This window comes from Streptomyces sp. NPDC018029, assembly GCF_044327655.1.
In the GTDB taxonomy this organism is placed as follows: domain Bacteria; phylum Actinomycetota; class Actinomycetes; order Streptomycetales; family Streptomycetaceae; genus Streptomyces.
On sequence record NZ_JBIRFV010000010.1, the window covers coordinates 58,966 to 70,863 of the forward strand.

11 protein-coding genes are annotated in these 11,898 nt (G+C 73.8%); 8 read left to right on the forward strand and 3 right to left on the reverse strand.

Annotated features, from left to right (window positions below):
• Positions 1-101: 101 nt before the first annotated feature.
• The 8 genes from ACH4D5_RS28660 to ACH4D5_RS28695 are packed head-to-tail and all read left to right on the forward strand — an operon-like array spanning position 102 to position 9,270.
• Positions 102-1,163 carry a Gfo/Idh/MocA family oxidoreductase gene (locus ACH4D5_RS28660; protein WP_398307923.1) on the forward strand — a complete coding sequence of 354 codons (1,062 nt, stop codon included), beginning with the start codon at positions 102-104 and terminating at the stop codon, positions 1,161-1,163.
• Complete coding sequence (locus tag ACH4D5_RS28665) at positions 1,153-2,304, forward strand: TIM barrel protein (RefSeq protein WP_398307925.1); 1,152 nt, start codon at positions 1,153-1,155, stop codon at positions 2,302-2,304. The genes ACH4D5_RS28660 and ACH4D5_RS28665 overlap by 11 nt, the downstream gene beginning before the upstream one ends.
• Positions 2,301-3,596, forward strand: coding sequence for a M20/M25/M40 family metallo-hydrolase (locus tag ACH4D5_RS28670; RefSeq protein WP_398307927.1), 1,296 nt, complete (start codon positions 2,301-2,303; stop codon positions 3,594-3,596). Before ACH4D5_RS28665 ends, ACH4D5_RS28670 begins: the two co-directional genes overlap by 4 nt.
• Positions 3,593-4,753: an Ldh family oxidoreductase gene (locus ACH4D5_RS28675; RefSeq protein ID WP_398307929.1), complete on the forward strand. Its 1,161-nt coding sequence runs from the start codon at positions 3,593-3,595 to the stop codon at positions 4,751-4,753. The genes ACH4D5_RS28670 and ACH4D5_RS28675 overlap by 4 nt, the downstream gene beginning before the upstream one ends.
• A complete protein-coding gene (locus tag ACH4D5_RS28680; RefSeq protein WP_398307931.1) occupies positions 4,750-5,682 on the forward strand; it encodes a Gfo/Idh/MocA family protein in 933 nt (310 codons plus the stop codon). Before ACH4D5_RS28675 ends, ACH4D5_RS28680 begins: the two co-directional genes overlap by 4 nt.
• Positions 5,679-6,146: a DUF6917 domain-containing protein gene (locus ACH4D5_RS28685; RefSeq protein WP_398307933.1), complete on the forward strand. Its 468-nt coding sequence runs from the start codon at positions 5,679-5,681 to the stop codon at positions 6,144-6,146. Before ACH4D5_RS28680 ends, ACH4D5_RS28685 begins: the two co-directional genes overlap by 4 nt.
• 55 nt (positions 6,147-6,201) lie before the next feature.
• Entirely contained in the window at positions 6,202-7,140 is a 939-nt protein-coding gene (locus tag ACH4D5_RS28690; protein ID WP_398307935.1) for an alpha/beta hydrolase, read from the forward strand.
• A 21-nt stretch (positions 7,141-7,161) separates the two neighbouring features.
• Entirely contained in the window at positions 7,162-9,270 is a 2,109-nt protein-coding gene (locus tag ACH4D5_RS28695) for a class I SAM-dependent methyltransferase (protein WP_398307937.1), read from the forward strand.
• Positions 9,271-9,316: 46 nt separating this feature from the next.
• On the opposite strand, the gene ACH4D5_RS28700 is transcribed toward ACH4D5_RS28695, so the two are convergent.
• From ACH4D5_RS28700 to ACH4D5_RS28710, 3 genes are all read right to left on the reverse strand, one after another.
• Complete coding sequence (locus ACH4D5_RS28700) at positions 9,317-11,086, reverse strand: ABC transporter ATP-binding protein (RefSeq protein WP_398308451.1); 1,770 nt, start codon at positions 11,084-11,086, stop codon at positions 9,317-9,319.
• A gap of 92 nt (positions 11,087-11,178) precedes the next feature.
• Positions 11,179-11,622, reverse strand: coding sequence for a lasso peptide biosynthesis B2 protein (locus tag ACH4D5_RS28705; RefSeq protein ID WP_398307939.1), 444 nt, complete (start codon positions 11,620-11,622; stop codon positions 11,179-11,181).
• A complete protein-coding gene (locus ACH4D5_RS28710; protein ID WP_398307940.1) occupies positions 11,619-11,873 on the reverse strand; it encodes a lasso peptide biosynthesis PqqD family chaperone in 255 nt (84 codons plus the stop codon). The genes ACH4D5_RS28705 and ACH4D5_RS28710 overlap by 4 nt, the downstream gene beginning before the upstream one ends.
• Between the last annotated feature and the right edge of the window lie 25 nt (positions 11,874-11,898).

Consider the following 11,898-nt stretch of genomic DNA (forward strand, 5'->3'; position numbering starts at 1 on the left):
GGCGTACCGGGAGCACCTGGCTGCACCGGAGCCGCTGGAGTCACCGGACCGTACTGGAACCACCGAGCCGTACCGGAACCACCGAAAGGAACCGCACCGGCATGGACCGAACACTGATCATCGGGCTCGGGCGGGCGGGCCTCGGGCTGCACTGGGCGGTCCTGCGCAAGCTGCGCGCCGCCGGGCGACACACTGATCTCTTCGACCCCGCCCCCGTCCTGACCCTGGACCCGTCGGCCCCCGCGGCACCCGCGCGGGCCGAGGGCCTGCGCCCCGTCGCCTCGATCGCCGAGGCCCGCACCCTGCTGGACCCCGAGCGCACCGTCGTGCACCTGTGCACCCCGCCCGTGGCCCGCCTCGGCCTGCTGCACGAACTGGCCACCGCGGGATTCCGCCGGATCATCGTGGAGAAGCCCCTGGCGGTCGACCGTCAGTCCGTCCACGAGATCCTCGCTCTCGCCCGCACCGAGCGGCTGCGCCTGGCGATCGTCGCTCCCTGGCTGGCCAGCGCGCTGACCGCACGCCTCGAACGCGTCGTCGCCGAGGGCGCCCTCGGCGAGCTGCGCTCCATCGACATACGGCAGAGCAAGCCGCGCATGAGCCGCACGCTGACCGACGGCGGCCACCCCACCGCGTTCGACGTGGAACCCCCGCACTCCCTCGGCCTCTGTCTGCGGCTCGCCGGGGACGCCGTCCTCGCCGCCGCCGAGCTGACCGACATGCGGATCGGCGACACCACCATCCCCGGCATGGGCCGCGCCGAGCTGGTCTTCCGGCACCAGAAGGCGACCAGCCGGATCGTCTCCGACCTCACCGCCCCGGTCCGCGAGCGCCGCGTCCAGCTGGAGTTCACCGACGGCCGGGCGGTCGCGCACTACCCCAACGGCGAGGACGACCACTACGCCCAGCTGCGGTTCAGCCGCACCGGGCGCCCCGAGACGTGGGAGGTCTTCCCCGACGACGCGCTGTCCGCCTACTTCGTCGACACCTACCGTGCCCTGCGCGACGGCACCGACCTGGCGGCCCAACTGCGCCTCTCCTCGCGCGTGGTGGAGCTGCTCGCCGACGCCAAGGACACGACTCGGCGACCCGGAACCGGGGACACCCACTCCCCCGCCGGACCCGCCGGACCCGGCGGACGGCAGGTGAGCCATGCGGGATGACACGGGCTCGCGGGCCGAAGCGGGGGCCCAGGGCGACGCAGGACTCCGGCGCGACAGGGGACCCCGGGATGTTGCAGGACCCCGGCGCGACAGGGGACCCCGGGATGTTGCAGGACTCCAGCGCGACAGGGAACCCCGGGGTGACGCAGGACCCCGGGATGACGCAGAACCACAGGGTGACGCAGGACCCCGGGATTACGCAGGACCACGGCGTGACGCAGGCTCCCGGCCCCCTGCCGCGGAACCCCTGCTCCCACCGCCACCCGGCATCCGCTACGCCGGCATCGGCGACGAGGCCGCGCCCGACCTCGCCGGCCAGATCCGCGCCCACCAGCTCCTCGGCTGGTCCGCGATCGAGCTGCGCGACATCGACGGCACCGCCCTCGCCGACCTCGACGACGCCGCGTTCGACCGGGTCGCCGCGTCCCTGCGCGAGGCACGCCTCGACGTGGTGTGCGTCAACTCCCGCATCGCCAACTGGGCCCGCCCCGTCACCGGCGACTTCGAGCTGGACCGCGGCGAGCTGGCGCGCCTCGCCCCGCGGTGCGCCGCGCTCGGCACCCGGTACATCCGCGTGATGTCCTACCCGAACGACCCCGGCGCCCCGCTCGACGAGCCGGAGTGGGCCCGCCGGACGATGGGCCGGCTGACGCGCCTGGCCCGGCAGGCCGAGGACGCCGGTCTCGTCCTGCTCCACGAGAACTGCGCGGGCTGGGCCGGCGCCGACCCGGCCCGCGCGCTGCGGCTCCTGGCGGAGGTCGACAGCCCGGCGCTGCGGCTGCTGTTCGACACCGGCAACGGCGTGGCGTACGGCTACGAGGCGTACGACGTGCTCACCGAACTCGTCCCGTGGGTGGACCACGTACAGATCAAGGACGCCCGGGCCGAGGCGGGCGAGGCGGTCTACACCCTTCCCGGGGAGGGGAGTTGCCGGGTCGCCGACTGTCTGCGGCTCCTGCTCGATCACGGCTACACCGGCACCTGGACCATCGAACCCCACCGTACCGTCCGCCCGCACGAGGGCCGTACCGACGCGGGCAGCGACGGCGTGGCCGAGTTCGTGCGGTACGGCCGCGCCCTGGAGTCCCTGGCCTCGCGGCTGCCCGGCCGGACGGCCCCCGACCGGGAGGCCGTCCGATGACGACACTGACCCACGCCGATCACGACCTGCTCCTTCACCTCCTCGAACTCCCCACTGTCGGCCCCCTGGAGGGCGAGGGCGAGCCCCGGCTCAGGGAGGCACAGCGGGCCTACGCGGACGCCGCGCGCCCCCTGGGCTTCGAGGTCGTGCACCACGCCGCCGCCGAAGCCGCCGAGCTGACGGACGATCAGGTACCGCTCGCCGTGCGCAGGGCCGTCGCGGACGACCCCGCGTTCCTGGCCGTACAGCCCTCCCTGGTCCTCGCGCTCGGCCCCGAACTGCCGCAGGCGGACACGGTGATGTTCAACGTGCACCTCGACACCGTCGCGGGTCTCGAACCGGTCGGGTTCGACGGGGAGCGTTTCACCGGGCGCGGCGCGATCGACGCCAAGGGTCCCGCCGTGGCCCTGCTTGCCGGGGTCCGCGCGGCGCTCGACGCCGCCCCCGACCGGCTCGCCGGCACCCGCGTCCTCATCCAGGCGGTCGCCGGCGAGGAGGGCGGCGCGATGGGCGTGTTCGGCACCCGCCCGCTGATGCGCCGCGGCTGGTACGGCAGGCTCAACCTGTTCTGCGAGCCGACCGGGATGCGACTGCTGTCGCGCTCCACGGCCGCGATGACCGCCTGCGTCCGGGTCGACGGTGACGACGCCATCGACGACCGGCCCGCCGCCGGGCACAACGCGACCGTCCTGCTCGGGCACCTCGCGCAGCGGCTCGCCGCCCGGCTCCCGGAGCACGCGGACGGCGGCCAGGTATGCGTCGCGGGCCTGCACACCGGGCACCTCCACAACCGGGTGTACGGGACCGGCCGGCTGCTGCTCAACTGCTCCTACCCCGACTCCGCCACAGGGCAGGCGCTGGCCGACCGTCTGGAACGCGAAGTGGCCGATGGCGTACGGGAGTTCACCGAGACCTATGGGGACCACCGGGATCTGGCCCGCACCGCCGCGGACGCCGCCGTGATCACCCGTGTCGAGTGGCACAAGCGCGGGCTGCCCGCGCTCCCGTCGCTGGACGACCCCTGGGCCGTCGACCTGCTGACGCGGGACGGCGGGCCGCCCCGATGGCCCGCCGACGAACCCGCGTTCACCTGCGACGCGATGTGGGCGGCGGGCCTGCCCGGCGCGTACACCGCCGTCCTCGGCCCCGGCGACCTCGACCGCAACCACGCCCACGCGGCCGGAGAGTACGCCGACCTGGCCGATCTCGAAGCCTTCGCCGGGGCGGTGAGCGGCATCCTCGCCCGCTTCGCCGCCCGGCGGCACGCCACCACAGGAGGAAAGCGACAGTGACCCAGTCGACCGATGCCCCGCCGCACGACGGGGTGACCGTCCCGTACGACGCCCTCGTGACCTTCAGCGCCGAGGTCTTCACCGGCCGCGGCGTGCCGGAGGACCGGGCCCGCACCGCCGCGGAGGCCCTCGTCCACGGCGATCTCACCGGACTCACCTCGCACGGCCTCGCCAACCTCACCCGGCTCTACCTGCCCGCCCTCGACGCGGGCCGCATCGACGCCACCGCGGAGCCGGAGAAGATCACCGACACCGGTGCCGCCGTCCTCCTCGACGGGCGCCGCTCCCTCGGCCTGTGGGCGGCGACCGAGGCGCTGGAGCTGGCCGCCGACCGTGCCGCGCAGACCGGCATCGCCCTGGTGACCATGCGCGACGCCACCCACTTCGGCTGCGCGGGACACCACACGGCCCGGATCGCCCGGCGCGGCATGGTGGCCTTCCTCGCCTCCAACTGCGGCCGCCAGCGCATCGCCCGCCCGCCGGGCGGCCGGGCCGCGATGCTCGGCACCAACCCGTTCAGCGTCGCCGCGCCCGCCGGCGACCGGCCGCCGTACGTCCTCGACATGAGCACCACCGTGGTGCCGACCGGCAAGGTGCGGGCCGCCGCTCGCGCCGGGGAGCCGATACCGGAGGGCTGGCTGGAGGACGCCGAGGGCCGCCCCGTGACCGATCCCCACGCCCTGGACGCCGGTGCGGGCTTTCTGCGCTGGCTCGGCGGCGACCCCGCCACGGGCGCCTTCAAGGGGTACGGGCTCGGCCTGATGGTCGAGGTGCTCGCCGCGCTGGTGCCCGGCGCCGGGCTCGGCCCCGCCCCGGAGGCCCTGTCCGGCGACGGGCGGCCCTCCGGGCGTGACGACGACATCGGCCTCACCGCCCTCGTCCTGGCACCCGGCGCGCTCCGCCCCGGCCCGGACTTCCACACCGAGGCAGACGGTCTCTTCGGAGCGCTCCTCGACTGCCCTCCCCTGGACCCCGCCCGGCCTGTGAGCTATCCCGGACGGCCCGAGGAACTGACCGCGGCGCACCGCAGGGCGCACGGCGTACCGCTGTCCGCCCAGTGCCACGCCGAACTGACCGCGCTGGCCGCCGAACAGGACCTCGCGTTCCCCGAGCCGATCCCCGCGCCGGACGCTCTTCCCTCGGCGGGTGCCCGATGAGCCGCCGTCCGGCGGCGCGGACCCGCGTCGGCCTCATCGGCCTGGGTGTCATCTCGAAGTTCTATGTCGCCGGCTTCGACCGGCTGCCCGGCCTGGAGCTCGCCGCCGTGTGCGATCTGCGGCCCGCCGCCCTGGAGCCGTTCCGGAACGTCGCCAAGTGCTACACCGGTCACGCCGAACTCCTCGCCGACGCCGGCGTGGACGCGGTCGTCGTGAACGTCCCCAACGACGCGCACGCCGCCGTGTGCGGGGACGCCCTCGCCGCTGGGGTCGCGGTGTGCGTGGAGAAGCCGCTCGCCATCCGTGTCGAGGACGGCCGCGCGCTCGCCTCGCTGGCCAGGGAGAAGGACGTCACCCTCTTCACCTCCTTCCACCGCCGCTACAACTCCGCCGTCCTGCGCCTGCTCGACGAGGTCTCGGCGGCCGGCTCCCCCGTGCGCTCTCTCACCGTCCGCTACCTCGAACGCATCGAGGAGCACGCGGGCAGCGACCGCTGGTACCTCGACGCCGAGCGCTGCGGCGGCGGCTGCGTCGCCGACAACGGACCCAACGCCTTCGACCTGGTGCGGCTGTTCCTCGGCGACGTCGAGCCGGCGGGGGCCGAGGTCGTCCGCGACGAGCTGGGCACCGACCGCAGGGCCTCGGTCGATCTGCGCTCGACGGCCGGCGTCTCCGCGCGGGTCGAACTCGACTGGTCCTACGACGGCGAGGTCAAGGACGTCACCGTCGAACTCCAGGACGGCACCCGGCTGTTCGCCGACATGCTCGACGGGCACACCGAGTTCAAGGGTTCGCTCTGGCACGAGTACGTCGGCGTGCTCACCGACTTCGACACCCGCCTGCGCGCCGGACAGGACGCCTCCCGCGACGGACTCGCCGCCCTCGAACTCGTCGACGCCGTCTACCGCGCGGAAGGAGCCAACCGGTGAACCCGGGCGAGGACGGCGGCAAACGCACCGTGCACGCCACGGTGGTGAAGGTGCTGACCCACCGCCGCGACGACCGGGGCATGCGCCTCGAGGAGTTCACCAGCCGCTGCGTACGCGCCGGCGAGGTGCACGAGCTCGTCACCACCGACCAGGCCGACAGCCAGCCCGAATCCCGCATCGACCGGGTCGGCTTCCTCGGCTTCGCCGAGATCCAGAGCGCCGGGGTGATCGACCGGGGCGACGAGGTGTGGATCGACGGCCGCCTCGCGGGCACCGTGCTCGGCTTCGACTCCTGCCACTTCCCCAACCACTACAACGTGCTGATCGCCGTCGACGACCTGGTGACGGGCCCCGACCTGGACCTGCGGCCGGAGACACCGCTGTTCTTCCGCCAGGTTCCGGCGGACGTCCGCACGTCCGGGCCCGCGGGAGCCACGTCCGGGCCCGTCGGAGCGAGGAGCTGACCTTGGAACCGCTGAACAGCATCAAGAATCCGGACAGTAGAAGGGTGCAATTCGCATGAGCTCCGTCACCTTCGACGTGCCCCCTCCGCACGCCCCCGGCACCACCTGGCGGCTCGACGCGGAACTGTCCCTGCCGCCCGGTGAGGCGCCCGACACCGTGCTCCTGCTGCTGCCGGGGCTCACCTACGACCGCCGCTACTGGGCCGCTCCCGGCGCCCTCGGCTACACCCGGCACGCCGTCGGCGAAGGCTACGCCGTCCTTGCCCTCGACCGCCCGGGCACCGGCGCGAGCGAGCACCCGCCGGCCGAACAGGTCACGGTCGAGAGCAACGTCGAAGCCGTGCACCAGGTGGTGACCGCCCTGCGCCGGGGCGGTCCCGGGCGGCCCGCCTTCCGCCGTGTGGTCGCCGTCGGGCACTCCTTGGGCTCGGGCATCGCCCTGATCGAGGCAGCCCGCCACCGCGACCTGGACGCTCTCGTGGTCACCGGGCTGCTGCACGCCATCGGCCCGCTCTACCCGGAGGCGATGCCGGCCCTGTACCCGGCCGCCGAGGACGCGTTGCTCGCCCCGACGAACCCGCCGGAGAACTACCTGACCACCCGCCCCGGCCGCCGCGCCGCCCTGTACGAGCACCCGGCCGGCATGGACCCCGGCATGTCCGCCTGGCACGAGGACACCAAGTCGACGGTGACCGCCGGGGAGGGCTTCACCCTGGACGCCATCTACCAGCCGGAGGTGGCCGCCGAAATACGGGTGCCCGTCCTGCTGGTCGTCGGCCGGGAGGACCGTCTCTTCGGCGGCGGGGACGCCTCCACCGAGGACGCCGCGTCCGTCGTCGCGTACGAGCGGAAGTTCTACACCGGCGCCACCGACCTGGAGGCGTTCGTCGTCCCGGACGCCGCGCACTCCCTCAACGTCCACCGCACCGCGCCGAGTTGGTACGCCGCCGCCCACGAGTGGCTCGACCGCAGGTGCCCCGCACGTGAGCGCTGAGCCGAGAGGAGGGGACCGGACATGACAGACCGCAGCACCCGTCCACCGGCCGGCGGCCACGCCGTGGTCCTCGGCGGCAGCCTCGCCGGACTCTGCGCGGCGGCCGCACTGGCCCCGCACGTGGACCGGGTCACGCTCGTCGAGCGCGACCGCTACCCGGACGAACCGCGCTGGCGCCGCGGCGTGCCCCAGGCCCGCCACACCCACAACCTGCTGGGTGCGGGCCAGCGCTCCCTCGAACAGCTCTTCCCCGGCCTCCTTGGCGAGCTGCGCGACCTGGGCATGGTCGAGGTCCGCATGCCGCAGGACATGCTGCTCATGGTGCCGGGCGGCTGGGTGGACCGCTTCGAGGGCCCGCACGTGGTCCTGTCCGGCTCGCGCGACCTCCTCGACTGGGCCGTCCGCCGCCGGCTGCGGCGACTGCCCACCGTGGAGATCCTGGAGGAGACGGAGGCCGTCGGCCTCGTCGCCGGACAGGGCGAATCGGTCCGCGGGGTGCTGCTCCGCGACCGGGGCTCCGCTGCGCGTGCCGGTGGGAGCCGGCCGTACGAGCAGGCGGCCGACCTGGTCGTGGACGCCACCGGCCGCGGCTCCCGGGCCCCGGCCTGGCTCCAGGACCTCGGCTACGGCACGCCGGAGGAGAGCGTCGTCGACGCCGGCTGCGCCTACGCCACCTGCGTCCTCGAACCCGCCCCCGGGCACACCGCCGACTGGAAGTGCATCCTGCTCCAGTCCACACCGGAGGAGCCCCGCTCGGGCATCCTCAACCCCATCGAGAACGGCCGCTGGATGGTCTCCGTGGCCGGTCTCGGCGGCGAGCGTCCGCCGCTCGACCACGCGGGCTTCGTGGACTTCGCCAAACGCCTGCGCAGCACCGCTCTGTACGACGCGATCCGCGACGCGAAACCCCTCGGCGACGTGTACGGCTCCGGCCGTACGGAGAACCGCTGGCGCCACTACGAGCGGCTGACGCGCTGGCCGGACCGCTTCCTCGTGCTCGGCGACGCCGTCGGCGCCTTCAACCCGGCCTACGGACAGGGCATCTCCGTCGCCGGCATGAGTGCGCTCGTGCTGCGCCGGGCCCTGGAGCGGGCCGTGCCGCCCGGCGCCGGACGGATCCCGGACGGCCTGACCGGCCCGCTGCGCAAACCGGTCGCCGACTGCGTGGAGGCCGCGTGGATGCTGTCGGGCAACGCCGACCTGGCGTACCCGGGGGCCTCCGACGGTCCGCTGCCGCTCGCCGCACGACTCGGCAAGCGCTACACCGACCGGCTCCTGAAGGTGGCGACCACCGACCGGGCCGCGGCCATGGCCCTGCTCGACATGACCCACCTGCTGGCTCCGCCGCAGGCCGTCTTCCGGCCGAGGGTGCTGGCCTCGGTGCTGCGCGGCCCGAGAAACCCGACGTCCCCGACCACCTCGCCCCCCGGCCCCGCCGGGACCGGCCCGACCCGAGGAACGCCCATGACCGCCGAGTCCGAACGCATGGTGCAGGTCTACCGCAAGAGGGCCAAGCGCTACGACCTCACCTCCAACCGCCTCTACCTCATCGGCCAGCGCACGATGGCCTACAAGCACCTGGCTCTGGAGCAGCTCGCCCTGCGCCCCGGGGACACGGTCGTCGACGCCGGCTGCGGCACCGGCCACAACCTGCCGCTGCTCGCCGAGGCCGTGGGCCCGACCGGCCGGGTGATCGGCGTGGACCTCACCGACGCCATGCTGGAGCAGGCGGAGGACCGGGTGCGGCGCGCCGGGCTCTCCCAGGTCTCCCTGGTCCAGGCCGACCTGACGACCTATGAGTATCCGGAGAACGTCCGCGGCATCACCGCCTGCTTCTCGCTGACCCTCATCAGCGAGTACGCCAAGGTGATCGAGCGCGGCTACGAGGCGCTCGCGCCCGGCGGCCGCTGGGTGGTCCTCGACTACCGGCTGCCACGCTGGTGGCCGGAGCGGCTCATCCCCGCGCTGGGCCCGATGATCGCCCCCTTCGGCGGCGACACCAGCATGGTCCTGCGCCACCCGTGGGAACCGATCCAGGAGGGCGCCGCCCGCCACCGCGTGCTGACCCGGTACGGCGGCTGGGTGTACGTCGCGGTCGGAGAGGCCGCGGGCGGCAGGGCGAACCCGTAGGGGAAGGGCACGGTGCCCGCCAGGGGCACGCGTGTCCGGCCCGTGCTCAGGGTGATGGGTGAGTAGGGGCGGTCCTCATGGGAAAGGGGCGGGCGGCGGCCGGGTGGAGGATTTGTCCGGCTGCCAGTTCGCGGTAGAGGGGGCAGGCGGTGAGCAGGTCCTCGTGGCGTCCGTGGGCGGTGGTGCGGCCGCTGTCCAGGACGACGATGCGGTCGGCGTGCTGGACGGTGGAGAGCCGGTGTGCGATCACCAGGAGGGCGCATTCCTGTGCGACGTCCTTCATCACCGTGGTGAGCGCCGTTTCGTTGATGGCGTCGAGGTGGGAGGTCGGCTCGTCGAGCAGGAGCAGTGCGGGGCGGGCGAGCAGGGCGCGGGCCAGGGCGACGCGCTGGCGCTCGCCTCCCGAGAGGGTGTTGCCGCGGTCGCCGAGCATGCCGGACAGACCGCCGCGCAAGCGCCGTACGACATGGTCGAGTTGGGCGAGTTCGATGACGCGCCGAACTTCGGCGTCGGTGGCGTCGGGCACGGCGTAGGTGATGTTGTCGCGCAGGGTGCCGTGGACGACATGGGTGTTCTGATCGACGACGGCGATCCGCGCGCGGCATTCCGCGCGGGTCAGTTCGGTGGCGGGCCGCCCGTCGAAGAGCAGGGTTCCGGAGTCCGGTTCGTAGAACCTCGCCACCAGAGCGAAGATCGTGCTCTTTCCGGCACCCGACCGGCCGACCAGGGCCGTCTGGCTCCGGTGGGGCACGGAGAGGGTGACACCGCGCAGGACCGGCCGGCCGGGGTCGTAGCCGAAGGTGAGGTCGCGCAGTTCGAGAGCGGGCGCCTCGTCCGACGCGGCCTCGGTCGTACGGGCTCGTACGGAGAGCCGTCCGGCCGGTGCGGGCTCCGCGGGCAGGTGCAGGGCTTCTTCGATGCGCTGGTAGGCGCCCATGCCGCGCTGGATCAGGCCGACCGCGCGGAAGACCGAGGACAGGGGCAGGACGAGGTACGAGGCGTAGAGCAGGAAGGCCACGAGGTCGCCGAGTGAGTTGGCGTGGCCGGTGACGCGCAGGCCGCCGATGACCAGGACGAGCAGGAAGGAGCCCTGGACGGCGAGTTCGACGGCCGGGCTCATGACGGACGCGAGTTTCGCGGTCCGTACGCCCGCGTCGTGAGCGGACTCGACGCGCTCGCCGATGCGCCGGGCTTCGCGGTCCTCGGCCCGGTGGACGCGGACCATCGGCAGGGCGCCGAGCGCGCGCTCGAGGTCGGCGGCGATGGCGCCTACGGAGGTCTGCATGTGCTCCGACGCGGCGCGGATGCCCTTCAGGAGCGAGGCCACGACCGCGGCCGCGGTGGCCACCGTCAGGGCGACCAGGGCCAGCAGCAGCGGGTCGATCCACATCATGAGGACGATCGCGCCGGCCGCGACGAGGGCTCCCGTGACGAGGTCGACGAGGGCCTGGGAGACCACCTCCCGCAGGAGGGTGGTGTCGGTGGTCACGCGGGAGATCAGGTCGCCGGTGCGGTGCCGGTCGTACTCCCGCATCTCCAGCCGCAGCAGTCGCGCGACCAGGCCGTGGCGGAGCTGTCGTACGACTCGTTCGCCCATGCGTTCCAGGACGAAGCGGCCGATGGCGCCGGTGGCCGCCTCGCTGACGAACAGCGCGGCCAGGACGAGCAACAGGGGCCAGTACGCCCGTCCGTGCCCGCTCGCGTCCACGATCTGCTTGGCGACGAGGGGCTGGGCGAGCCCGAGCGCCGAGCCGGCGAGGGTGAGCACGGTGGCCACGACGACGGAGGCCCGGTGTCCGGTGGTGAGCCGGTACATGGTGGCCACCGCGGCCCGTGTCGTACGGTCCGGCGCCTTCGTGGAGGGTTTCTCCTCCTGCGCGTGGCGGTCCTTCTGCGCCTGGGAGTCCGTCATCGGCGGGGCGGCCGGTTCGCCGTCGCCGGCTCCACCGTGAGCAGCCGCGCGAAGTAGTCGTCGGGCACGTCTTCACCGACGGGGCGGCCCTCCGCCTCGATCCACGCGTGCGCGTTGAAGGGCGGCACGACGCTCGCCCCGGTGCACCACGTGGCCCAGCCGCCCGTCAGCCGGCACAGCAGGGCGGCGCCAAGCGAGCGGGGCAGGCAGCCTTTCGGACCGGCGCAGAGCAAGCTGACCGCGCACATCGCGTCCCTGGCGCCCTTGGCCTGTGCGGTGGTGGCCGGCGCGGCTCCTCGACGTACGACATCCAGGACGGCACGGATCCGGCGCGGGGGCAGGAACGAGAGCAGGACGGCCGGCAGCAGCACGAGGCGGGCGGCAAGGCGTCGGGCGAAGGGGACGCCGGTGGGCCGTTCCAGGGCGCTCGGTGTCGTCATGAGGCCAGCCCCGAGTCCCGGAGTTCCCGCACGAGTGCCGTGACGTCCTGCTCCGCGCGGGCCCGGCCGATGGCGAATTCCGTGACGAGCGCGTCGACGGCCGCCGTTTCGTCGCCGCCGTCGAGGAGGGTCTTCACGACGAGGGTGCCGGTGGGGTTGAGCTCCCAGTAGTTTCCGCTGCGCTGGTCCAGGAGGACGGTGCCGTAGTCGGTCTCCGTGGTGGAGACATCGGGGCCGAACCGCAGTGCCATGGTGGGTGACTGCCTTTCTCCGGTG